18 protein-coding genes, 1 tRNA gene and 1 pseudogene are annotated in these 24,484 nt (G+C 61.0%); 17 read left to right on the top strand and 3 right to left on the bottom strand.

The annotated features are described in order from the left end of the window. The first annotated feature begins 46 nt into the window (after positions 1-46). The 14 genes and pseudogenes from guaB (at position 47) to D3F03_RS03070 (ending at position 17,057) form a co-directional block, all read left to right on the top strand. The gene (gene guaB / locus D3F03_RS03135) at positions 47-1,522 is read left to right on the top strand and encodes an IMP dehydrogenase (RefSeq protein WP_119107874.1); all 1,476 of its coding nucleotides are present in this window, start codon (positions 47-49) and stop codon (positions 1,520-1,522) included. Between the two features lie 70 nt (positions 1,523-1,592). After that, a complete protein-coding gene (gene guaA / locus D3F03_RS03130; RefSeq protein ID WP_119107873.1) occupies positions 1,593-3,206 on the top strand; it encodes a glutamine-hydrolyzing GMP synthase in 1,614 nt (537 codons plus the stop codon). Between the two features lie 300 nt (positions 3,207-3,506). Next, positions 3,507-4,319, top strand: a pseudogene (locus tag D3F03_RS03125) (tyrosine-type recombinase/integrase); the annotation flags it as partial. 332 nt (positions 4,320-4,651) lie between these two features. Next, positions 4,652-5,983, top strand: coding sequence for an isocitrate lyase (gene aceA, locus D3F03_RS03120; protein ID WP_119107872.1), 1,332 nt, complete (start codon positions 4,652-4,654; stop codon positions 5,981-5,983). 271 nt (positions 5,984-6,254) lie between these two features. Continuing rightward, the gene (thrS, locus tag D3F03_RS03115) at positions 6,255-8,174 is read left to right on the top strand and encodes a threonine--tRNA ligase (RefSeq protein WP_119107871.1); all 1,920 of its coding nucleotides are present in this window, start codon (positions 6,255-6,257) and stop codon (positions 8,172-8,174) included. A gap of 70 nt (positions 8,175-8,244) precedes the next feature. Further along, positions 8,245-8,856 carry a translation initiation factor IF-3 gene (infC, locus tag D3F03_RS03110; protein ID WP_119107870.1) on the top strand — a complete coding sequence of 204 codons (612 nt, stop codon included), beginning with the start codon at positions 8,245-8,247 and terminating at the stop codon, positions 8,854-8,856. A 175-nt stretch (positions 8,857-9,031) separates the two neighbouring features. Next, entirely contained in the window at positions 9,032-9,235 is a 204-nt protein-coding gene (rpmI, locus tag D3F03_RS03105) for a 50S ribosomal protein L35 (RefSeq protein WP_119107869.1), read from the top strand. 26 nt (positions 9,236-9,261) lie between these two features. Next, entirely contained in the window at positions 9,262-9,621 is a 360-nt protein-coding gene (gene rplT / locus D3F03_RS03100) for a 50S ribosomal protein L20 (RefSeq protein ID WP_106447603.1), read from the top strand. 100 nt (positions 9,622-9,721) lie between these two features. Next, the gene (gene pheS, locus D3F03_RS03095; RefSeq protein ID WP_119107868.1) at positions 9,722-10,774 is read left to right on the top strand and encodes a phenylalanine--tRNA ligase subunit alpha; all 1,053 of its coding nucleotides are present in this window, start codon (positions 9,722-9,724) and stop codon (positions 10,772-10,774) included. A gap of 71 nt (positions 10,775-10,845) precedes the next feature. Next, entirely contained in the window at positions 10,846-13,290 is a 2,445-nt protein-coding gene (gene pheT, locus D3F03_RS03090; protein ID WP_119107867.1) for a phenylalanine--tRNA ligase subunit beta, read from the top strand. Positions 13,291-13,300: 10 nt separating this feature from the next. After that, positions 13,301-13,636, top strand: a complete 336-nt coding sequence (locus tag D3F03_RS03085) for an integration host factor subunit alpha (RefSeq protein WP_119107866.1) — start codon at positions 13,301-13,303, stop codon at positions 13,634-13,636. 105 nt (positions 13,637-13,741) lie between these two features. Further along, complete coding sequence (locus D3F03_RS03080; protein ID WP_119107865.1) at positions 13,742-14,164, top strand: MerR family transcriptional regulator; 423 nt, start codon at positions 13,742-13,744, stop codon at positions 14,162-14,164. Between the two features lie 25 nt (positions 14,165-14,189). After that, positions 14,190-14,266, top strand: a tRNA-Pro gene (locus tag D3F03_RS03075). Between the two features lie 103 nt (positions 14,267-14,369). Continuing rightward, a complete protein-coding gene (locus tag D3F03_RS03070) occupies positions 14,370-17,057 on the top strand; it encodes a bifunctional acetate--CoA ligase family protein/GNAT family N-acetyltransferase (RefSeq protein WP_119107864.1) in 2,688 nt (895 codons plus the stop codon). Positions 17,058-17,071: 14 nt separating this feature from the next. Here D3F03_RS03070 and putA read toward each other — a convergent pair whose 3' ends face one another. Further along, entirely contained in the window at positions 17,072-20,794 is a 3,723-nt protein-coding gene (gene putA / locus D3F03_RS03065; RefSeq protein WP_119108546.1) for a trifunctional transcriptional regulator/proline dehydrogenase/L-glutamate gamma-semialdehyde dehydrogenase, read from the bottom strand. Positions 20,795-20,900: 106 nt separating this feature from the next. On the opposite strand from putA, the gene D3F03_RS03060 reads away from it, so the two are divergent. The 3 genes from D3F03_RS03060 (at position 20,901) to rlmD (ending at position 23,253) form a co-directional block, all read left to right on the top strand. Then, entirely contained in the window at positions 20,901-21,377 is a 477-nt protein-coding gene (locus D3F03_RS03060; protein WP_119107863.1) for an Lrp/AsnC ligand binding domain-containing protein, read from the top strand. An 83-nt stretch (positions 21,378-21,460) separates the two neighbouring features. Continuing rightward, a complete protein-coding gene (locus tag D3F03_RS03055) occupies positions 21,461-21,775 on the top strand; it encodes a hypothetical protein (protein WP_119107862.1) in 315 nt (104 codons plus the stop codon). A 47-nt stretch (positions 21,776-21,822) separates the two neighbouring features. Beyond that, positions 21,823-23,253, top strand: coding sequence for a 23S rRNA (uracil(1939)-C(5))-methyltransferase RlmD (rlmD, locus tag D3F03_RS03050; RefSeq protein WP_119107861.1), 1,431 nt, complete (start codon positions 21,823-21,825; stop codon positions 23,251-23,253). Positions 23,254-23,266: 13 nt separating this feature from the next. On the opposite strand, the gene D3F03_RS03045 is transcribed toward rlmD, so the two are convergent. Continuing rightward, positions 23,267-23,620 carry a hypothetical protein gene (locus D3F03_RS03045; RefSeq protein ID WP_119108545.1) on the bottom strand — a complete coding sequence of 118 codons (354 nt, stop codon included), beginning with the start codon at positions 23,618-23,620 and terminating at the stop codon, positions 23,267-23,269. Positions 23,621-23,715: 95 nt separating this feature from the next. Continuing rightward, entirely contained in the window at positions 23,716-24,417 is a 702-nt protein-coding gene (locus tag D3F03_RS03040; RefSeq protein WP_119107860.1) for a Bax inhibitor-1/YccA family protein, read from the bottom strand. Between the last annotated feature and the right edge of the window lie 67 nt (positions 24,418-24,484).

Here is a 24,484-nt window from a genome sequence, read left to right as displayed (position 1 = left end):
TCGCCAGCAAAAGTGGCGGGTACAATTGATTTTTTGGAGCTTTCACATGCGCCTTCTTGGCAAAGCGCTCACCTTCGACGACGTGTTGCTGGTGCCAGCGTATTCCCAGGTCCTGCCCAAGGACACCTCTCTCGCCACCCGGTTTTCCCGCAATATCCGTCTCAACCTGCCGCTGGTGTCCGCCGCGATGGATACGGTCACGGAAGCACGCCTGGCCATTGCCATTGCCCAGGAAGGCGGCATCGGCATCGTGCACAAGAACCTGACCGCGCAGGAGCAAGCGGCCCAGGTGGCCAAGGTCAAGCGCTACGAGTCGGGCGTGGTGCGCGATCCGGTGGTGATCACGCCGGAACATACCGTGCTGCAGGTGCTGCAATTGTCCGAGCAGCTGGGTATCTCAGGATTCCCGGTCTGTGATGGCGGCAAGGTGGTCGGCATCGTGACGGGGCGCGACCTGCGCTTTGAGACGCGCTACGACGTCAAGGTGCACCAGATCATGACGCCGCGCGAGAAGCTCATCACGGTGAACGAGCGCGATGGCACGTCCCCTGCGCAGGCCAAGGCGCTGCTCAACAAGCACAAGCTTGAACGCATCCTGGTGGTCAATGACGCCTTCGAGCTCAAGGGCCTGATCACGGTGAAGGACATCACCAAGCAGACCAGTTTCCCCAACGCTGCGCGCGACGCTTCGGGGCGCCTGCGGGTGGGCGCTGCCGTGGGGGTGGGCGAGGGCACCGAAGAGCGCGTTGAGGCGCTCGTCAAAGCCGGGGTGGACGCCATTGTGGTCGATACGGCGCACGGGCATAGCAAGGGCGTGATCGAGCGCGTGCGCTGGGTCAAACAGAACTATCCGCATATCGACGTCGTCGGCGGCAATATCGCCACGGGCGGAGCTGCGCTTGCGCTGGTGGAGGCAGGGGCCGACGCCGTTAAGGTGGGCATTGGCCCTGGCTCGATCTGCACGACGCGCATCGTCGCAGGCGTGGGTGTGCCGCAGATCATGGCCATTGACAACGTCGCCACTGCCTTGCAGGGCACGGGCGTGCCCCTGATCGCCGACGGCGGCGTGCGTTTCAGCGGCGACATTGCCAAAGCGCTTGCTGCTGGGGCCAGCACTATCATGATGGGGGGCATGTTTGCAGGTACGGAAGAGGCGCCGGGCGAAGTTATCTTGTTCCAAGGGCGTAGTTACAAGAGCTACCGCGGCATGGGCAGCATTGGCGCCATGCAGCAAGGCAGCGCTGACCGCTACTTCCAGGAATCGAGCACGGGCAATCCGAACGCCGACAAGCTAGTGCCCGAAGGCATTGAGGGCCGTGTGCCGTACAAGGGCTCCATGGTGTCCATCGTCTACCAGATGGCGGGTGGCGTGCGCGCCGCCATGGGCTACTGCGGTTGCGCCACCATTGAAGACATGAACAACAAGGCCGAGTTCGTCGAGATCACCACAGCCGGGATCCGCGAAAGCCACGTGCACGACGTGCAGATCACCAAGGAAGCGCCGAACTACCGCGCCGACTGACGCTACTGCTCCGCAGGCCCGAACCCAGTTCACGGTGTTCGGGCCTTTGTCTTTCTTTCTGTCGCCTGCCATGCAACACCAGAAAATTCTCATTCTCGATTTCGGCTCCCAGGTCACCCAGTTGATCGCCCGCCGTGTGCGCGAAGCCCATGTGTACTGCGAGGTGCACCCTTGCGACGTGACCGATGCCTGGGTCCGCGAGTTCGCCGCAGACGGCATGCTCAAAGGTGTGATCCTCTCGGGCAGCCATGCCAGCCTCTGGGAAGACGAAACCCTGCGGGCGCCGCAGGTGGTGTTCGAACTCGGTATTCCGGTGCTCGGTATCTGCTTTGGCATGTACGCAATAGCTGCCGCGCTGGGGGGCAAGGTCGAAGGCGGGCATAAGCGCGAATTCGGTTATGCCGAAGTCCGTGCACGTGGCCACACCCAGTTGTTCGAAGGCATCCAGGATTACGCAACGCCCGAAGGCCACGGCATGCTGCATGTCTGGATGAGCCACGGTGACAACGTGACCGAGATGCCTCCTGGCTTCAAACTCATGGCGTCCACCGATTCCTGTCCCATCGCGGGCATGGCCGATGAGGAGCGCAAGTTTTATGCAGTGCAGTTTCACCCGGAGGTGACGCATACGCGGCAAGGCAAGGCCATTCTCGAGCGTTTTGTGCTGGGCATCTGCCAGATCTCACCCGATTGGGTCATGCGCGACCACGTGGCCGAAGCAGTGGCACTGATTCGCAAGCAGGTGGGTGACGAGGAAGTGATTCTTGGTTTGTCGGGCGGAGTGGATTCATCCGTGGCTGCTGCGCTGATTCACCGTGCCATTGGTGATCAGCTGACCTGCGTGTTCGTGGACCACGGCCTGCTGCGCCTCAATGAAGGCGACATGGTCATGGACATGTTTGTTGGCAAGCTGCACGCCAAAGTGATTCGTGTCGATGCGAGCGAGCTGTTTCTCGGCAAGCTCGCGGGCGTCGCCGATCCGGAAGCCAAGCGCAAGATCATTGGAAGCGAGTTCGTCACGGTGTTCAAGCAGGAAGCAGCCAAGCTGACCAGTGCTGGTGCCAAGGGCGCCAAATGGCTCGCGCAGGGCACTATCTACCCCGACGTGATCGAATCGGGTGGCGCCAAGAGCAAAAAAGCGGTCACCATCAAGAGCCACCACAACGTGGGCGGCCTGCCGGAGCAGTTGGGATTGAAGCTGCTAGAGCCCCTGCGCGATCTGTTCAAGGACGAGGTGCGCGAGCTAGGCGTAGCCTTGGGTCTGCCGCCCGAGATGGTTTATCGCCATCCCTTCCCCGGCCCCGGCCTGGGCGTGCGTATTCTGGGCGAAGTGAAGCCGGAATATGCCGACCTGCTGCGCCGTGCAGATGCCATCTTTATTGAGGAACTGCGCAACTTTAAGGACGAGGCAAGCGGAAAGAGTTGGTACGACTTGACGAGCCAGGCCTTCGCCGTTTTCCTGCCGGTCAAGAGCGTCGGCGTGATGGGGGATGGCCGCACTTACGACTATGTGGTGGCACTGCGCGCCGTGCAGACCAGCGACTTCATGACGGCCGACTGGGCCGAGCTGCCCTACGCGCTGCTCAAGAAAGTTTCCGGCCGCATCATCAATGAGGTCCGGGGTATCAATCGGGTGACCTACGACGTCAGTTCCAAGCCGCCAGCGACGATTGAGTGGGAGTGAAATCAGGTCCTTCGGGGACTATCGCCAGCTATCGAAAAACTGCCGTAACGTGTTGATTTAGAAAGAAATACGTGACTGCAGCTATCGGTGGCTATCGCCGGCCAGCGGAATAGGTTGGCGGTAAAAGTGGCGGTAAGAACCGGAGGCCGGATTAAGACCCTCCCGTTCACTATTGAGACCAAATCGGTCTTTGACGGTAAAAGTCTCCTCTGGAAAGCTGATTTCATGTGGCTTTCCGGGCATCAGCAGGTCTCCTGACCCCTGACGGTAAAAGCCGTCACCAACAGGAGGAAAACCTCGATGCTTACCGACACCGCACTGCGCAATTTGAAGCCTAAGCCCTTGACTTATAAGGCTTCTGACCGAGATGGGATGTACGTGACGGTATCGCCCACCGGTACCGTCACCTTCCGCTACGATTACCGTCTCAACGGCCGGCGCGAGACGCTGACCATTGGACGGTATGGGCCGTCCCGCATTTCGCTCACGATGGCCCGCGAAAAGCTGCTGGATGCCAAGAAGGCCGTCGCCCAGGGCAAGTCCCCGGCGCATGAGAAGCAGCGCGAGAAGCGCCGCCTGACCGCCGCCAAGAACTTCGGCGACATGACCGCCCAGTGGCTTGCCGGTGCCCGGATGGCCGACAGCACGCGAGCGATGCGCAAGAGCATCGTTGATCGGGACATCCTGCCGGCCTTCCAGAACCGCATGCTCAACGAAATCACCGCCGACGACTTGCGCGCCCTGTGCGGCAAGGTGAAAGGGTGGGGCGCCCCGGCCACTGCGATGCACACCCGCGACATCGTGAAGCAAATCTATGCTTTCACCCTACTTCATAGAGAGAAGGTGGACAACCCAGCGGCCGGAGTGGGCGAAGCGTCGATAGCGACCTTCGTGCCCAAGGATCGCGCCCTGTCACCGCTGGAGATCCGGATGATGGAATCGGTGGCGACCTATCCGTCCATCCGGCTGGCGCTGCGCATGATCATGGTGACCTTGGTTCGCAAGAGCGAACTGATCCAGGCCACTTGGGGTGAGGTCGATTTCGAGAGCGCGACCTGGACGATTCCAAAGCAGCGCATGAAGGGACGCAAGCCGCACGTGGTCTACCTGACGGGCAGATAGGTGCGCAGGTAAAACAGCTCAGCTGTGGACAACGGCTAGGGGATGGGGAAGTTTTCGATCAATGGCAGCAAGAAGTTTCATATTATGGAAATATCATTTCTTGATGTGAAAATTTGATAACGTTCCACGCCAATACCGAAGAGCCCGTTTCATTAAGATGATTTTGTAATGTGAAAAGTTCATCGCAACATCTTGATTTTGTGAAAATTAATCTGACTCTTCTATAAGACATAAGAGCTTGCACAAGTCTTATAGAAGACTTAAAGTGAAGCCATGCAACTGCCGAGCAGCGCGGTCGTTTTTTCAACCTTCATGGAGTTCACATGCCCCAATCCCTCACCCAACAACTGAGCCGCGAACAGCAAATTGCTGCCCTCGAAAAAGACTGGGCGCAAAACCCCCGCTGGAAGGGCGTCAAGCGTGGCTACACCGCCGCCGACGTCGTGCGCCTGCGCGGTAGCCTGCAGCCCCAGCACACGCTTGCCCAGCGCGGCGCTGAGAAGCTGTGGGAGAAGGTCAATGGCGGTGCCAAAAAGGGCTATGTGAATGCCTTTGGCGCCATTTCCGCCGGTCAGGCAATGCAGCAGGCCAAAGCAGGTCTGGAAGCCGTGTACCTCTCGGGCTGGCAAGTGGCTGCGGACGGCAACACGTCGGAAACCATGTACCCCGACCAGTCGTTGTACGCCTACGACTCGGTGCCTACCATGGTGCGCCGCATCAACAACACATTCAAGCGTGCGGACGAAATTCAGTGGGCACGTGGTCTCAACCCGGGCGACCAGGAATTCATCGACTACTTCCTGCCCATCGTGGCCGATGCTGAAGCTGGTTTTGGCGGCGTGTTGAACGCCTTCGAGCTGATGAAGAACATGATCGCCGCAGGCGCTGCCGGTGTGCATTTCGAAGACCAGCTGGCAGCCGTGAAGAAGTGTGGTCACATGGGTGGCAAGGTGCTTGTGCCCACGCAAGAAGCCTGCGAGAAGCTGATTTCCGCCCGCTTCGCTGCCGACGTCATGGGTGTGCCTACCCTGATCCTGGCTCGTACCGATGCTGAAGCCGCCAATCTGATCACTTCGGACTACGATGCCAACGACAAGCCCTTCCTGACCGGGGAACGTACGCAAGAAGGTTTCTACCGTGTCAAGAATGGTCTGGAGCAGTCCATCAGCCGCGGTGTGGCCTATGCTCCCTATGCCGATTTGGTGTGGTGCGAAACCGGCGTGCCCGATATCGGCTTCGCCCGCGAATTCGCGCAAGCCGTGCTGACGGCCTGCCCCGGCAAGTTGCTGTCGTACAACTGCTCGCCCTCGTTCAACTGGAAGAAGAACCTTGACGACAAGCAGATCGCTTCGTTCCAGGAAGACCTGTCGGCGCTGGGCTACAAGTTCCAGTTCATCACGCTGGCCGGTATCCACATCAACTGGTTCAACACCTTCAAGTTCGCCAACGCCTACGCTGGCGGCGAAGGCATGAAGCACTACGTCAACATGGTGCAAGAGCCTGAGTTCGCAGCGCGCGAGCAGGGCTACACCTTCGTGTCGCACCAGCAAGAAGTGGGTGCGGGCTACTTCGACGACGTCACCACCGTGATTCAGGGTGGCTCCTCCAGCGTAAAGGCGCTCACCGGTTCCACCGAAGAAGAGCAGTTCCACTGATTTTTTCTGCGGAGATGTGAAAAGGCCCGCAACGCTCGTTGCGGGCCTTTTTTTGTACCGGTTAAAATGAAATGCAGAATCCACCAACAAGGGCAAGAAAGGCACTTTGGTTATGACACCGCGAACTACACCGGAGATGGTTACCAGCCGCTGAGGCTGGCTGTTCGTGCCTGCACAGGATTCAACTTTTACCTGAAAAGCGCGGACATGGTCCGCGCTTTTGCTTTGAAGGGCGCCGCGCGGTTTCCCCCAAGATTCGACAAGGATTCCCATGATTCACATCACCCTTCCCGATGGCTCGCAGCGCGAGTATCCGGGCCCCGTCACCGTTGGCGAAGTGGCTGCCTCGATCGGTTCAGGCCTCGCCAAGGCAGCCCTGGCGGGCAAAGTGGGCGACAAGGTGGTCGATACCAGTTATCTGATCAGCCAGGATAGTCCGCTTTCTATCGTGACGGCAAAGGATGCTGAAGGACTGGACGTAATTCGCCACTCGACGGCGCACTTGCTTGCCTATGCAGTCAAGGAGCTTTTTCCGGATGCCCAGGTCACGATTGGCCCGGTAATTGAAAATGGTTTCTTTTACGACTTTGCGTACAAGCGCCCGTTCACGCCAGAAGACCTGGAAGCCATCGAAAAACGCATGACGGCTCTTGCCGCCAGGGACGAGCCAGTGGTGCGTCGTGTGCTGCCACGTGATGAAGCAGTCGCGTATTTCAAAGGTATTGGTGAGCATTACAAGGCGGAAATCATCGCTAGCATTCCCAGCAGCGAGGATGTCAGCCTTTACCGCGAAGGCACTTTTGAGGATTTGTGCCGCGGCCCCCACGTCCCGAGCACGGGCAAGCTCAAGCATTTCAAACTGATGAAAGTGGCAGGCGCGTATTGGCGCGGTGACCACCGCAACGAGATGCTGCAGCGCATCTACGGCACGGCCTGGGCGACCAAGGACGAGCTTGCGCAATACCTCACGATGCTGGAAGAGGCCGAGAAGCGCGACCACCGCAAGCTGGGGCGTGAGCTGGATTTGTTCCACATCGACGAGCATTCGCCTGGTACGGTGTTCTGGCACCCAAAGGGGTGGACGCTGTGGCAGGAAGTGGAGCAGTACATGCGCCGTGTCTACCAGGACAACGGCTACCAGGAAGTCAAAGGCCCGCAGATTCTGGACAAGACGCTCTGGGAAAAGACCGGGCACTGGGACAAGTACCGCGAAAACATGTTCACGACCGAATCGGAAAAGCGCGAATACGCGCTCAAGCCGATGAACTGTCCCGGGCATATCCTGATCTTCAAGCAGGGCATCAAGAGCTACCGGGATCTGCCGCTGCGCTACGGTGAGTTTGGCCAGTGCCACCGTAACGAGCCGACGGGCGGCCTGCACGGCATCATGCGTGTGCGCGCCTTTACGCAAGACGATGGGCATATCTTCTGCACCGAAGACCAAATTCTTGCGGAATGCACCGCCTATACCGCTTTGCTTCAGAAGGTGTACCAAGACTTTGGATTCGAGAACATTATCTACAAGGTCGCCACGCGCCCCGATGCGCGCATTGGCTCGGATGAAAGCTGGGACAAAGCAGAAGCAGCGCTGATCACCAGCCTCGACGCCTCGGGCTGCGCGTACGAAATTTCGCCGGGCGAGGGGGCGTTCTATGGGCCCAAGATCGAGTACACGCTCAAGGATGCCATCGGACGCCAGTGGCAATGCGGCACGATCCAGGTCGATTTCTCCATGCCAGAGCGGCTGGATGCCGAGTACGTCGGTGAGGACGGCAACCGACATCGACCCGTCATGCTGCACCGTGCCATCGTCGGCAGCCTGGAGCGTTTTATTGGTATTCTGATCGAGCAGCACGCTGGGGCTATGCCGGTCTGGCTCGCGCCGGTGCAGGTGGGTATTCTGAACATCACTGACGCGCAGGGCGATTACTGTCGTGAAATTGCCGAAAAAATCCAGCAAGCGGTGCCCCAGCACCCGCTGCGCATCGCGCTGGATCTACGAAACGAGAAGATTACGTATAAAATACGTGAGCATTCGTTGCAAAAGCTGCCCTTTATCCTCGTCGCTGGCGAGAAAGAGCGTGCAGCCGGTGCCGTTGCAGTGCGCGCCCGAGGCAACAAGGATCTCGGGGTAATGCCAGTCGATGATTTCATTCGACTTCTTACCAGCGCAGTTGCCGAAAGAACTTGAGATTGTCTGATGCCAGCCGCTTTGCGGCGGTGTTTGGGCGGTCTTGGGATTCTTAAATTCAACACAAGAGGTGAGAACCATAGCTACTGAATTTCGTGATCGTCGCCACCGTGAAGAGCGCAAGCACCGCTTGAACCGTGAAATCATGGCCCCGGAAGTCCGTTTGTCGGGCCCAGAGAACGAGCCTTTGGGTGTTGTGAGCCTGATGGACGCCTTGCGCATGGCCGGGGAGCTGGATGTGGACCTCGTGGAAATTTCCGCGACGGCCAACCCGCCTGTTTGCCGTCTGATGGACTATGGAAAGTTCAAGTACATCGAGCAAAAGCGTGCGGCGGAAGCGAAGGCCAAGCAGACGGTCATCGAGATCAAGGAAATCAAGTTCCGCCCGGGCACCGATGACGGCGACTACAACATCAAGTTGCGCAACATCCGGCGTTTTCTCGCTGAGGGTGACAAATGCAAGATTACGCTGCGTTTTCGTGGCCGTGAGATCACGCACCAGGATCTCGGTCTGGCGTTGCTTAACCGACTGCGCGACGATTTGGGTGACACCATTCTCGTGGAGCAGTTTCCCCGGCTTGAAGGTCGGCAGATGATCATGATGATCGCACCGGCACGTAAAAAGACTGCGGCTGCGCGATCGGCTGAGGTGGCTGCTGGTTCGGACGTGAACGCAGCCTGACGATAGATTTAAGATTTTGATCCGCCCGGGTTCGCCTGGGCGATCAAAAAATGGAGAGCGGTGTTGCCGCTGTCCTGGGCCGGATGCAAAACCGGTCAAAAGAAGTGTCTCGGGGCCAACAAGCTTGCAAGCTGTTTTGCAGGCGCCTCACGAGCACAATAAAAGGAGCATTTCCATGCCCAAAATGAAGACCAAGAGCAGCGCAAAGAAGCGCTTTCGCGTTCGCCCGGGTGGTACCGTCAAGCGCGGCCACGCCTTCAAGCGTCACATCCTGACCAAGAAGACCACCAAGAACAAGCGCCATCTGCGTGGCATCACGTCTGTCCATGAGACCAATATGGGTCATATGGCGCAGATGCTGCCCTTCGCTGGCCTGTAATCAACGGACGAACAAGGAGTACTCACATGCCTCGCGTCAAACGTGGTGTAACGGCTCACGCCCGTCACAAAAAAGTTCTGGCCCTTGCCAAGGGTTTTCGCGGTCGCCGCGGTAATGTCTTTCGGATCGCCAAACAAGCGGTCATGAAGGCTGGGCAATATGCCTATCGCGATCGCCGTGCCAAGAAGCGCGTGTTCCGCCGCCTCTGGATTGCCCGTATCAACGCTGGAGCCCGTGAGCTGGGCCTGACCTATAGCCAGTTCGCCAACGGCCTGAAGAAGGCATCCATCGAGATCGACCGCAAGATGCTGGCCGATCTGGCTGTGCACGACAAGGCTGCCTTTGGCAGCATTGTGGAGCAGGTCAAGGCAAAACTGGCTGCTTGAGCGTAGCGACTTGCTATTTTATTGATAGCTTGTACCGCAACCATGACAAGGGCTAGGGCTTGAAAGGGCGCTAGCCCTTGTTTCTTTTTCAAGAGCACTTATGAACGATCTGGATTCCTTGGTGGGTGCCGCGCAGCAATCTTTTGCTGCGAGTGGCACGCCGGCCGATCTCGAAAACGCCAAGGCGCAGTTCCTTGGCAAGTCGGGGCGCATGACAGAACTCATGAAGGGCATGGCGCAGCTCTCGCCCGACGAGAAAAAGTCGCGCGGTGCGGCCATCAACCTTGCCAAACAAGCCATAGAGGCTGCTTTGACGGCCCGGCGGCAGGCTTTGGCCGACGCCGAGCTCAATGCCCAGTTGCACGCCGAAGCCCTGGATGTGACCCTGCCTGGGCGCCAACGTGGGCAGGGCGGGCTGCATCCGGTATCGCTGACCTTGGAGCGCATCGAGAGCATCTTTGGCTCCATGGGGTTCGAGGTGGCCGATGGGCCGGAAATCGAGACCGATTGGTTCAATTTCACGGCGCTCAATACGCCCGAAGACCATCCGGCACGCTCCATGCATGACACTTTCTATTTGGAAGGTGGGAGCGAGCATGCGCCCCATTTGCTGCGCACGCACACCAGTCCGATGCAGATTCGCCATGCGATCGCGCACGTCAAGCGCCACCGCGCCGCAATCGATGCCGGCCAGCCCATGCCGGAAATTCGCGTCATTGCGCCTGGTCGCACTTACCGTGTAGACAGCGATGCCACGCATTCGCCCATGTTTCACCAGTGCGAGGGGTTGTGGATCGGCGAGAACGTCAGTTTCAAGGACTTGAAGTACATCTTCACCGCGTTTTGCCGCACTTTTTTCGAGACAGACGACTTGGTGCTGCGCTTTCGACCCAGTTTTTTCCCGTTCACCGAGCCGAGTGCCGAAATTGACATTCAATTTCCAAGCGGGCCGCTTGCCGGTCGTTGGCTGGAAGTGGCCGGGTCAGGCCAGGTGCACCCCAATGTGGTGCGCAACATGGGGCTCGATCCCGAGCGCTTCATAGGTTTCGCCTTTGGCATGGGCTTTGACCGCTTGACCATGCTGCGCTATGGGGTGAATGATTTGCGGCTCTTCTTTGACGGCGATATCCGCTTCTTGTCGCAATTCCAGTGATGTGCAAGGACGCTTTCCACTGCCCTGCGATCAGCGCGCCAGCGCTCTTTTGACGAACCAAAAATCTCCTCATGCAATTTCCTGAATCGTGGCTGCGCCAATTTTGCAATCCGCCCTTGAGCACGCAAGAGCTTGCCGATACCTTGACCATGGCCGGCATGGAAGTCGAAGAACTGCGGCCGGTCGCGCCCCCTTTCACCGGTGTGGTGGTGGGCGAAATCCGTGAGGCGGTGCAGCACCCCGATGCCGACAGGTTGCGCATTTGCCAGGTGGATATTGGCCAAGCGCAACTGCTCAACATCGTCTGCGGAGCACCCAATGCGCGTGTTGGCATCAAGGTGCCCTGCGCTGTCGTGGGGGCGCAGCTACCACCCGGAGAAGATGGCAAGCCATTTGCTATTCGCGTAGGTAAGCTGCGTGGGGTGGAAAGCTTCGGCATGCTGTGTTCTGCCAAGGAGCTCAAGCTGTCCGACGACCACGGTGGACTGCTGGAGCTCGCTTCTGAGGCGCCTCTCGGTGCCAACGTACGCGACGTGCTGGCGCTGGACGATACGTTGTTCACACTCAAACTGACGCCCAATCTGGCGCATTGTTTGAGCGTCTTCGGGGTGGCGCGTGAAGTGGCTGCGCTGACCGGTTCCCCACTCATGCAGCCAAACATTGGCTCAGTTTCTGCAAATATTTTGGATACCTTGCCGGTCAAGATCAGCGCGCCCGACCTCTGTGGACGGTTTTCCGGTCGCATCGTGCGCCGGGTCAACCCGCGTGCCAGCACTCCCGCGTGGATGGTGGAGCGTTTGGCGCGTTGTGGACAGCGCAGCGTCTCGCCGCTGGTGGATATCTCGAACTACGTGATGTTCGAACTGGGGCGGCCCTCGCACATTTTTGATCTCGGAAAAATCCACGGAGGCCTTGACGTTCGCTGGGCACGCGTGGGTGAAAGACTGGCCTTGCTCAATGGCAGCACGGTGGATCTGGACGAACGCGTGGGCGTGATTGCGGACGAAGTGCAGGTCGAATCCCTCGCCGGCATCATGGGTGGCGATGCGACGGCCGTCTCCGACGACACGCAGGATATTTACATCGAAGCAGCATTTTGGTGGCCTGCAGCCGTGGCCGGCCGCTCGCGGCAGTTTCGCTTCGCCACCGAGGCAGGGCATCGCTTCGAGCGAGGGGTAGACCCCGAGCAGACAGTCCTGCACATTGAGCGCATCACGCAACTGGTGCTGGATATTTGCGGCACGCCCGAGACGGTTTGTGGCCCGGTCGATGACCAACAGCCGCGTATGCCACAGCGCGTCCCCGTGAGTCTTCGTGTCTCCCGGGCGGCCAAGGTGATCGGCATGCCGCTCTCGCAAGCCCAATGCGCCGAGGTGCTGACACGGCTTGGCCTTGAGGTGGTCGAGTCGGCCGACGTGCTCACCGTCACACCGCCGCTCTACCGGTTTGATTTTGCGCTTGAAGAAGACCTGATCGAAGAGGTTGCGCGGATCGTGGGATACGGGCAATTGCCCGATACGCCGCCGCTGGCGCCTGTCACGCCCACGCTGCGCGAGGAGCGCAGGCGCAGTCCCTTCACCTTGCGGCGTCAGATCGCCTCGCTGGGGTACCAGGAAACGATCAATTTCAGCTTTGTCGACGAGGGTTGGGAACGTGAGTTGACCTCCAACACTGCCCCGATCCGTTTGCTCAATCCAATTTCGTCCCAAATGAGCGTCATGCGCTCGTCCCTTCTAGGTTCCTTGCTACAGGTTTTAAAGTACAACGCAGACCGACGGGCAGAGCGGGTGCGGGTCTTCGAGATTGGCCGCATCTTCTTGCGCGACGCATCCGTGCAGGACTCTGATAACAGTGTGGCGGGTTATCACCAGCCGCAGCGCGTTGCCGGTCTCGCCTTCGGCCCTGCCGACGGTGTCCAATGGTCGGTTAGCCCGCGCAATGTCGATTTCTTCGATATCAAGGGCGACGTCGAGGCATTGTTGGCACCGCGCGTGCCGGTGTTTGAGGCTGCAGAGCATCCCGCCATGCACCCCGGTCGCTGTGCACGGGTTTTGGTCGACGGTTGTGCTGTGGGGTATGTGGGTGAACTGCACCCCAAGTGGCGACAGAGTTGGGGTTTTGCTCAGGCGCCCGTGATGTTTGAGCTGGAACTTGACCCGGTGCTCCGCCGCACGGTGCCAGCGTTCCGTCCAGTTGCCCGGCACCAGGTGGTGGAACGTGATATCGCGGTCGTGGTGAACGAGCGCATCATCTACGCGCAGATCAAGGACACCATCGCCAGTGCGGTGGATGCCGGTCTTCTGCGCAATGTGGTCTTGTTTGACGTCTTCCGGCCCAAGCTCAACAAAACTGGCGAGCTTGCAGCGCCTGGCTCGCTTGCCGTGGGAGAGAAGAGCATGGCGATTCGACTGGTGCTTGGGGGGGAAACCGCGCTGACCGAGTTGCAGATCGATACGGCGGTGCAGACGATCGTGGAGCAACTGGGTCTGCGCCACGGCGCTCGCCTGCGGGCCTAGGAGACATACGATGCAACGCATCGAATTTTCAGTGGAAAGCCTGGAAACGCCCGCGCTCACCAAGGCGCAGCTTGCGGAGCTCTTGTTTGACCAGATCGGGCTGAACAAGCGGGAGTCCAAAGACATGGTGGACGCGTTTTTCGATTTGATTGCGCGCAGCCTGGTGGAGGGGGACGATGTCAAGTTATCAGGATTTGGCAATTTCCAGATTCGCACCAAGGCACCCCGCCCAGGTCGCAATCCGCGCACGGGTGAGGCCATCCCCATTGGTGAACGCCGGGTGGTGACTTTTCATGCCAGTACCAAGCTCAAGGAACAAATTCAGGGGCATTTCCCCTCGGAATGATGCAGCTTCCGCGTTGTTGGGCCGTTACAACGCATAGCGCAACGGATGCGTCTGCTGTAGGCTAGAAGGTTTATCGCATCTTGCGCGCGGTGGCGCGCTCGTTTCATGGGATCTGCGCTTCCTTCCATACCAGCCAAACGCTATTTCACCATTGGTGAAGTGGCCGATTTGTGCGCTGTCAAGCCGCATGTACTGCGCTATTGGGAGCAGGAATTCACACAATTGCGCCCTATGAAGCGCCGCGGCAACCGGCGCTATTACCAGCACCATGAGGTGCTGATGATTCGTCGCATACGGGATCTGCTCTACGACCAAGGCTTCACGATCAGTGGTGCCCGCAATCAGCTTCAAGACGGGGCGCAGGCGCTGTCCTTCGCCGGTGATCCGCTGCAAGACGCCTTGGATGCGGGCCACGTAGCGCGATCTGATCCCAATGGCCCAGCCCCTCAGGCAGTACTGCCCGCAGACCTCGAATCGGTACGCCGTGAATTGTTTGAAATCCGAGGTCTTCTGTCGGTGGCAGCGTGATTTGGATCTATAATTCGAAGCTGTTCGGCGTGTGGCGCAGCCTGGTAGCGCACTTGCATGGGGTGCAAGGGGTCGAAGGTTCGAATCCTTTCACGCCGACCAATAATTTGACTAGAGACAACGGGTCACAGCAGCAATGCTGTGACCCGTTGTCATTTTCAGCTCAGGTGGTACCAATAAGCTGACCGGGGTTGGAGGAACACCAGTGGACAAGCACTTTCTGACACCTCTTTTCTCACCAGAATCCATCGTCGTTTTCTCCGGCGACTCTGCACGCGAGGAGAGCCAGATCCCGCAAGGCAGGTTGCTTCGCGAAGCGATCAGTGCCCAGCGCTTCGGCGGTCGTTTGCAGTTTCTCGACATTGAAACCACTGGCACTCTGGCCGATCTGGCACAGGCGCGCGCCGACCTGGCCATCATCGCGCTGCCTCCGAAAGATGTGCCGGCGGCGTTGGAGGTGGCGGGGCGCATGGCATGTCGCGCAGCGTTGGTTATTTCTAGCGGCATGGGGCAGGACGAAGCGGCGGTGTTGGCCAAGATTGCCCATCGCGAAGGGGTGTACCTGCTGGGGCCTAATTCCCTTGGGTTTCAGCGCCCTGCGCTTGGGCTCAACGCTAGTGTGGCAGGGCCACTGGCCCGCCAGGGGTCTCTTGGCTTGGTGTCGCAGTCTGGGGCGTTGACGGCATCCATCCTGGACTGGGCGGCCCAGAATGCCGTGGGGTTTTCGTCCGTCGTGTCGGTGGGGCCGAACACGTCGCTGGACAGTGCCCAAGTGCTGGACTATCTGGCCAGCGATCCACAGACGCACAGCATCGTTGTCTATCTAGAGGGTATCTCCAACGCGCGCAGCTTCATGAGTGCATTGCGCTCCGCGGCCAACGCCAAGCCCGTGGTCGTTCTCAAGGCGGGTAGAAAACCTGCGGGTAATGCTGCAGCACAAACCCACAGCGGCGCTATCGTCGGCAGCGACGATGCGTTCGACGCCGTGCTGCGCCGTGCGGGTGCCGTGCGGGTGCGGTCGTTTGTAGAGCTTTTTTCGGCAGCCAAGTGCCTGGCATCGCGCTACCGACCTGTGGGCCGGCGGCTTGCTATCGTGACCAACGGAGGTGGGCCAGGGGTTCTGGCAGCCGATTGGGTGAACGAGATTCTTCTTGACCTGGGGCGTCTGTCGCCTGAATCCATTGCAGCCTTGCAGCCTCAGTTACCGCTGCTCGCTTCCTTGTGCGATTTGATCGATTTGTCGGAAGAGGCCGGCCCCGAGCATTTCCGCCTTGCGGTGGAAGCGGCGAGCCGCGATCGGCAAATCGACGGCGTGTTGGCCATTTACTCGCCCAAGACGGGTGTGGATGCCACGGCGGTGGCACAGGCGGTCGTTGAAGCCAAGCGCCAGATGAGCAAACCGCTGCTCTCGTGCTGGATGGGCGACAGCTCCGTGGTGGCGGCTCGCGCTGTCTTGGTCGAGGCAGCCATTCCCAGCTTTCGCACACCGGAAGCTGCCGTGGGCGCTTTCGGCAACATTGCGTCGTTTTACCAAAATCAGCAGTTGCTGCAGCAAACGCCGCCACCGTTGACTACTTTGGCGAAACCGGACATCGAGGGGGCTCGGCTGGTCATCGAAGGTGTGCTGGCCGAGCGGCGCAAGGTGCTCACCGAGATGGAATCGAAGACGCTGCTGGCCGCCTTCCACATTCCTGTCACCAACACCATTCTGGCTCGCAGCGCCACCGAAGCGATGATGATCGCGACGCAGCTGGGTTTTCCGGTGGCACTCAAGATCGACTCGCCCGACGTCAGCCACAAGTCGGATGTGCAGGGCGTGGCGCTCAACATCATGAGCGGCGCCAATGCCCGCGACACCTATACCGATATGGTGCAGCGGGTCAAGCAGCAGCTGCCCAACGCGCGCATCAACGGCGTGACGGTGCAGAAGATGGCGCGCAGCCGGCGTGGCCGCGAAGTGTGTATTGGTTTGGTGACCGACGATCCCTTCGGTCCGGTGATCACTTTTGGCGCTGGTGGCACCATGATCGAACTGATCGATGACCGAGCCATGGAGCTTCCGCCCCTCAACCAGTTCCTGGCGCGCCGGCTCATTGAGCGCTCCCGTGTTGCTGAAACCCTGGACGAGTGGCGCGGCGCAAGCGCAGTGGACCGCAATGCGCTGGAACAGGTGCTGCTGCGCGTTTCCGAAATGGTGTGCGAGCTTCCGCAGTTGCGCGAAATGGACATCAATCCGTTGATCGTCGATGCCTCCGGCGTCATTGCGGTGGATGCTCGCATCGTGGTCGACCATGCGCCGCAGGCCAGCGGCAGTGCCGCGCACTACAGCCATCTGGCCATCCTGCCGTACCCGGCACGCTTTCGCCAGGTCTGGCCGCTCAGCGGTGGCGGCGAATACACGGTACGCCCGATACGTCCTGACGATGCGCAGATGCTCCAGGCCTTGGTGCACAGCCTTTCGCCTGAGAGCCGTTATTTCCGCTTCATCTCCTCAATGGCGCAGCTGCCGCCCAGCATGCTGGCGCGGTTCACCTTGATCGACTACGACCGGGAAATGGCGCTGGTCGCCGTGTTCAAGCAACGCGCGCCGGGCGCGGATGGGGAAATGGTGGAGACCGAGCGCGTTGTCGGCGTATCGCGCTACATCACCAATCCCGACCACAGCAGTTGTGAGTTCGCCCTCGTAGTGGCAGACGATTTCAGTGGCCGTGGCCTGGGTTCGCGCCTGATGCTCAGCATCATGGACGTAGCGCGTGAACGTGGTTTGAGCGAAATGGAAGGCCTGGTGCTGGCCAACAACCCTGGCATGCTCAAGCTTATGCGCAGCCTGGGTTTCAGCGTCAAGGCGTTTGCGGAAGACCCTGACTTCAAGCTCGTCAGCCATGCGCTCTGAGCGCAGGCCACTTATCAGCCTATGGTCATCAGGCTGGCGTTGCCGCCGGCCGCTGCGGTGTTCACGCTGAGCGAACGCTCCAGCACCAATCGATCCAGAGCAATGGCCGTCTCGCCAGGTGCAAGGCCCTGCAGCAGAACTATGGGCCCCGGGCGCTTGGCCAGGATTTCGCTGCTGCGCTGCAGGTCGGCGCTTGTTCCGTGTTGCAGCACCACGTCGAGTGCTGGCGCGTCCAGCACGCCCACGGCAGCCAGCGTGACGTGCTGCTGCACGGCGGCGGGCAGTTGTTCGCGCAGGCTTGCTGCAGCGTTCCCCTGCCACAGAGCCTGCGATCCCACGGCGAGCACAGCCGCAAGCTGCGTTAGCAAGTCGACGTCTTGTATTGCCAGGCAACCTGTGATGGCACGCGGCAGCACCGAATAGACATTGCGCTCGCCCGTGGGGCCAGGCAAGGTCTGAGAGACACCCGTGGGAGACTGGGCTGCAAACATCTGGCAGCTGGTTGCCAGCGCGGAGCGGCCTGTGGCCGTCGCCCATTGCTGCAGGGCATTGAGCGGGGCCAGGGCGGAGGGTGCGTCTTCCGTATCGGGGCTGCAAATCGTGCCGCGGGCGCTGCCGGGTGCTTGCGCGACCAGGCGGCGCAGGTACAGCGGCCCACCGGCTTTGGGGCCGGTGCCTGACAAGCCTTCGCCGCCAAAGGGCTGTACGCCCACCACAGCGCCCACCATGTTGCGGTTGACATAGGCATTGCCGGCATGTGCCTGCGCCAGCACCTGCGCAATGGTTTCGTCGATGCGCGTGTGTACCCCCAGCGTCAAGCCGTAGCCCGTGGCGTTGATGTCTTTGAGCAACCGGGGGAGGGCAGTACGCGCATAGCGCACCACATGCAGTACGGGGCCAAATACCTCGCGCTCCAGTTGGCTGATGCTTTTGAGTTCAATCAGCGTGGGCGAGACGAAGGTGCCTGGGCCAGCTTGTGCCGAGTCGTGCGACTGGAACACAGTGCAGCCGCGCGCGCGCATGGCATCAATGTGCGCCTGAATGCCGGCTTGCGCCTCGGCGTCGATGACGGGACCGACGTCGGTGGCCAGCAGGGCCGGGTTGCCCAGCCGCAGTTCGCCCATTGCGCCGCGCAACATGGGCAGCAGGTGGGGGGCAGCGTCTTCTTGAATGCACAGCACGCGCAGTGCTGAGCAGCGCTGCCCGGCACTGTCGAAGGCCGAGGCGAGGATGTCAACCACGGCCTGTTCGGCCAGCGCTGAGGAATCCACCACCATGGCGTTCTGGCCACCGGTTTCGGCAATCAGCGTCACTGGTCGGCCTGCGCTGTCGAGCCGCCCTGCCAGCGTGTGCTGGATGGCACGGGCCACCTGGGTGGACCCGGTGAAGACCACGCCCATTACGCGCGGGTCTGCGACCAGTGCTGCACCGACGGTTTCGCCACGCCCAGGCAACAACTGCAGCGCGGCGCGCGGTACTCCCGCCTGCCACAGCAGGCGAACCGCCTGCGCGGCGATCAGCGGGGTTTGTTCCGCCGGCTTGGCGATTACGCAGTTGCCGGCGGCGAGCGCGGCACACACCTGCCCCGTGAAAATGGCAAGTGGAAAGTTCCATGGGCTGATGCAGACCACGGTGCCAAGCGCCTGGACTTCGGGATGAGCCTGCGCCTGTGAGGGGGCAAGGGTGCTGCTGGCCTGAGTCGCGTAGTAGCGCAGGAAATCAATCGCTTCACGCACTTCGGCAATGGCATTGGCGGCGCTTTTACCGGCCTCGCGCACCAGCAGGGCAATGAGGGCCGGCATGTCGGCCTGCACCAGGTCGGCAGCGCGCAGCAGGGCCTGGGCGCGCTCTGCTGCCGGGGTGGCTCGCCACGCTTGACCGTCAGCCTGGGCGAGTGCAAGCGCATGCTCAACGTCCTGCAGGCTGGCTTCCTGCACCTCGCCTACGGTGTCGCTCGCATCGGCCGGGTTGCGCACGGCTAGCCGTGCGCCTTCGGCCACATCACAGGCGAGCAGCGGGCCGGCCTGCCAGCGCTGGTTGCGCGAGTCTTGCAAGGCAGTCTCCAGGTCTGCCAGAACCGGCTCGCTGGCCAGGTCCAGTCCGGCAGAGTTGCGCCGCGCTGGTCCGTACAGTGCCCAGGGGTGCGCGATGCGTGGGTGCGGCAGCGCGGCAGCGCCCTCGACGACCGCCGCCGCGTCCACCGTGTCGACAGGGTCGCGCACCAGTTCGTCCAGGGCGATGCTTTCGTCGGCAATGCGGTTCACGAACGAGGTGTTGGCGCCGTTCTCCAGCAACCGGCGTACCAGGTAGGCGAGCAGGGTTTCGTGCGTGCCCACCGGGGCATAGACGCGGCATGGCCTGCCCAGACCCCCTTGGCTGACGGGGCGCACGACCTGTTCGTACAGCGGCTCACCCATGCCATGCAGGCATTGGAATTCGTATTGGTCCGGGCGGTAGGTGGCCGGCTCCGCCATTTCATAGATGGCTGCCAGCGTATGGGCGTTGTGCGTGGCGAACTGCGGGAAAACGGCGTCGGGAGCCGCCAGGAGCTTGCGGGCGCAGGCGATGTAGGAGACATCGGTGTGCGCTTTGCGTGTGTACACCGGGAAGTCGCTCAAACCATCGACCTGGGCGCGCTTGATTTCGCTGTCCCAGTAAGCGCCCTTCACGAGCCGAATCATCAAGCGGCGCCCGCTCTGGCGCGCCAAGGCAATCACTTCGTCCACCACAGCGGGACACCGTTTCTGGTACGCCTGGATGACGAAGCCCAGGCCGTTCCAGCCTGCCAGTGCGTCCTCTGTGCACAGGCGTTGCAGCAGTTCCAAGGAGAGTTCCAGCCGCTCGGTTTCTTCGGCGTCGATGTTCAGGCCAATGTCGTACTGGCGCGCCAGCGTGGCCAGGGACAGCAGCGTCGGGTAGAGCTCGTCATGCACGCGCTGCGTCTGGGCCCGCACATAGCGCGGGTGTAGAGCCGAGAGTTTGATGGAAATGCCCGGCCCGGCGTAAATGCCGCGGTCACCCGAGGCCTGGCCGATGGCGTGGATGGCGGCTTCGTACGCCGCCAGGTAGCGCTCGGCGTCTGGTTGCGTCAGTGCGGCCTCGCCCAGCATGTCGTACGAAAAGCGAAATCCCGCTGCTTCGCGCGCACGGGCGTTGGCGAGTGCCTCTTTGATGGTCTCCCCGGTGACGAACTGTTCGCCCATCATGCGCATTGCCATGTCCACGCTCTTGCGAATCAAGGGCTCGCCACCCTTGGCCGTGAGCCGGGTGAGCAATGAGGACAGAGTCTTTTCGCTGTGCGTGGCCACCAGCTTGCCGGTCAGCAGCAGGCCCCAGGTGGCTGCGTTGACAAACAGCGAGGGGCTCTTGCCCAGATGCGCTTCCCACTGGCCGTTGCCGATCTTGTCGCGGATCAGCGCATCGCGCGTGGCCTTGTCCGGAATGCGCAGCAAGGCCTCGGCCAGGCACATCAGGGCCACGCCTTCCTGGGAAGAAAGTGAGAACTCCTGCAGCAGGCTTTGCACCAGCCCGGCGCGCCCGGCGCCGCCTTTGCGGTCGCGCAATGTGCCCGCAAGGCGGCGGGCCAGGGAGTGAATCCGATCTGCCGTTGCGGTATCGCTGCGTGCCAGCACCAGCAGGGGCGCGAGTGCTTCGGGTTCGGGTGCCCGGCACAGCGCCTGCAGTGCTGCGTGCTGCAAGACGCCCACAGGTGCGCGGGGAGCAAAGGGTTCAGTCATGTTGGGCATGGTGCGAGGCCAGAAGGACAAGGAATGGCGCATCATGCGTCACGGGTGAGAGAATAAAATTTCGAATTTATAAATATCTACAGTCAATAAATCCAATATGTCAGAAGAAAAAAACGAAATAGACAGAATAGATCGAAAAATCCTCTCGATTCTTCAAGAGGATGGACGTATCTCCAATCTCCGCCTTTCCGAGCAAGTGGGTTTGTCGCCCACCGCAGTGCTCGGCCGGGTGCAGCGCCTCTCGCGCGACGGGTATGTGCTGGGCTATGAGGCGCGGCTCAACCCGCTCAAACTCGGCGCTGCGATGCTGGTGTTTGTCGAGGTGCTGCTGGACCGCACCACGCCCAACGTATTCGAGCAATTCAATGCCGCGGTGCAGGTACGCCCGGAAATCATGGAGTGCCATATGGTGGCTGGGGGCTTCGACTATTTGCTCAAGACACGTACCGCCGACATGAACGCCTACCGGGCTTTCGCGGGAGCGGTGCTCTGGCAATTGCCGGGCGTGCGTGAGACACGCACGTACGCGGTGATGGAAGAGGTCAAGCATTCCACGCGTTTACCGCTCACGTAAGGTCGCCGGGCGCGCGGCGCGGGCTGCGAAGAGGCTTGCATAATGGCCTGTCCCTTGTCCCTCACACCCTCAGGAGAAATTCCATGCACGCACTTTGGAAAGCGGCCGTGCTGATTGCAGCCACCTCTCTGGTTCAAGCGGCAAGTGCCGCCTGTTACCTGGTGTATGCGCCGGACAACACGGTGGTGTACCGATCGTTGCAACCACCGGTCGACCTGTCCATGCCGCTGCATGCGACGATGCCGCTGGTGGCTCCGGGCGGGCACCTTGTCTTTGCGCTTGAGCCGACCGGCTGCGAGTTGGAAATCCACAAGCTGGACACGCTGCACAGCATGGTTCAACCGGCTCCGAGCAAGGTACGGCCGGCCCGAGTGGCCCGCACCCACCGCGGCGCTTGAATGGCCCGGTTTCTGTAACGCTTCGCGGGCCTGAGACAATCGGCCCCATGAGCGATACGAAAGAATTGGCGCCCGTGCAGGCGCCCGAGTGGCTGGAAGTCGAGTCGTTGAACCTCGACGCGCAGGGCGTTGCCCGGCGGCCCGATGGCAAGGTGGTGTTCATCGATGGCGCACTGCCGTTCGAGCGGGTCAGTGCCCGACGCACCCGCAGCAAGAACAACTGGGAACAGGCCGAGCTGACCGAGATTCACCGCGAATCTTCGCAGCGTGTGCGCCCTGGCTGTCCGCATTTCGGCTTGCACGCGGGCGCCTGCGGCGGCTGCAAGATGCAGCACCTGCACCCGGCAGCCCAAGTGGCGGTCAAGCAGCGGGTGCTGGAAGACAACCTGTGGCACCTGGGCAAGATCAAGCCCGAGATTGTGCTGCGCCCGATAGAAGGCCCCGCCTGGGGCTACCGCTACCGCGCGCGTTTGTCCGTGCGCTACGTGGTGAAAAAGGGCGAGGTGCTGATTGGGTTTCACGAGCGCAAAAGCCGCTATGTCGCCGACATGCGCGTCTGCCCGGTATTGCCGCCGCACGTCAGCGCCATGCTGATGCCGCTGCGCGCGCTGATCGGCGACATGGACGCGCGCGACACGCTTCCGCAGATTGAACTGGCCTGCGGCGATGCGGTCACGGCGATGGTGCTGCGCCACCTGGAGCCGCTGTCTGGTGCCGACCTGCAGCGCCTGCGCGACTTTGCCGCCGCGCACGGTGTGCAATGGTGGCTGCAATCGAAGGGCCCCGACACGGTGCGCCTGCTCGATGAGGGCGGGCCTCAGCTGGCCTATGCGCTGCCCGAGTTCGGCATCACCATGCCCTTCAAACCCACCGACTTCACGCAGGTGAACCCGCACATCAACCGCGTGCTGGTGGTGCGGGCGCTGCGCCTGCTGGATGTGCAAGCCAACGAGCGCGTGATTGACTGGTTTTGCGGCCTGGGCAATTTCACGCTGCCGCTGGCCACCCAGGCGGGCGAGGTCTTGGGTATTGAAGGCAGCGAGGTGCTGGTGGCCCGTGCGCTGCAAAATTATGAGTCAAATAGGGCTCTACCGCATATGGGTCGTGCGCTAGCAGCTACGAAATTCGTAGCTAGAAACCTGTTCGAGATGACGCCTGCGATGCTGGTGGCCGACGGGGTTGCCGACAAGTGGCTGGTAGACCCGCCGCGTGAAGGCGCTTTTGCCCTCGCCAAAGCGCTGGCCGACATCGAGCAGGCGCGCCGGGGTGTGCAAGACGCTCTGCCACTGCCCGGCGGGGCCGAGGGCTGGACGCCGCCGCGCCGCATTGTCTACGTGAGCTGCAACCCGGCCACTTTGGCGCGCGACGCCGGCCTGCTGGTGCATCTGGCGGGTTACCGCTGCACGGCGGCGGGGGCTGTGAACATGTTCCCGCATACAGCGCATGTGGAGAGCATGGCGGTGTTCGAGCGAGTCTGACGCCAGCCCCGCGTTATTTCTTGGCCGGGGCGCTTGCCGCCGCGACGGGTGCCGGGGTGTCTTCGGGTGGGGTCGCTGCGGCAGAACCGGAAGCAGGAATGCCTTCGATCTTGTTGTCGCGCATGTAGCCATCCATGTCTTTCCAACCGGCAAAAATGGCTGCCTTGGACGATTTCGGATTGTTCGCGTAGCAGTCTTCAATGCCGCGCACGGCGAAGCGGCAAGCACCGCCAATGGCTTTGGCCTCTTCCTCGCGCTGTGCAACGCGCGGGTCAGGCCCCAGGCCAGGGATGTCGCAGGCCGCCAGCAGGCTGAGCAACGCAAGTGCGATCGGAAGACGCAGCGATGGCAGAAAGGTTGAGCGCATACAGGTCATATCGGCGCCAGAAGCCTTGGCTTGAGGATTCGGAAAAACAAAGGCCCCGATACGGAGCCTTTGCCTGCGGTGTCAACGCAGTGAGATCAGTCGCTATCGCCGCCCATGATGCCCAGCAGCATGAGCAGGCTCTGGAACACGTTGAACAGGTCCAGGTACAGGGCCAGCGTAGCGCTGATGTAGTTGGTCTCGCCACCATCCAGGATGCGCTTGAGGTCGTACAGCATGTAGACACTGAAAACGCCGATGGCCGCCACCGAAATGGCCATCATGGCCGCTGTCGAGCCGATAAACACGTTGATGGCAGCGCCCACGACGATCGCCATGGCACCGACAAACAGCCACTTGCCCAGGCCCGAGATATCGCGCTTGATGACCGTGGCCAAGCTGGCCATGACGAAAAACACGCCGGCCGTGCCGGCAAATGCCGTCATGATGAGTTGGCCGCCATTGGAAAAACCCAGCACCATGCCAATCAGGCGCGAGAGCATCAGGCCCATGAAGAAGGTGAAGCCCAGCAGCACCGGTACGCCCGTTGCAGAATTTTTGGTTTTCTCGATGGCGTACATGAAGCCAAAGGCGCCGCCGAGGAAAACCATCAGCCCCAGGCCACCGCGCAGCGACTGCGTGATGCCCGTGGCCACGCCAACCCAGGCGCCCAGAACGGTGGGCAGCAGGCTCAAGGCCAGCAGCCAGTAGGTATTGCGCAGCACCCTGTGGCGCTGCTCCTGCGATACGCCAGTGCCGTAGCCCGCAGAGGAGGGGAAGGGGGTAACCCGATCGTTCATGGTGTCTCTCCAGAGTGGCCCGCACGGTGCGGGTAAGTGGCATTCTAGATGGTGGTCCCATCCACCA

The organism is Simplicispira hankyongi, from assembly GCF_003570885.1.
Taxonomy (GTDB): domain Bacteria; phylum Pseudomonadota; class Gammaproteobacteria; order Burkholderiales; family Burkholderiaceae_C; genus Simplicispira; species Simplicispira hankyongi.
This window is presented reverse-complemented; position numbering and strand designations above follow the sequence as displayed.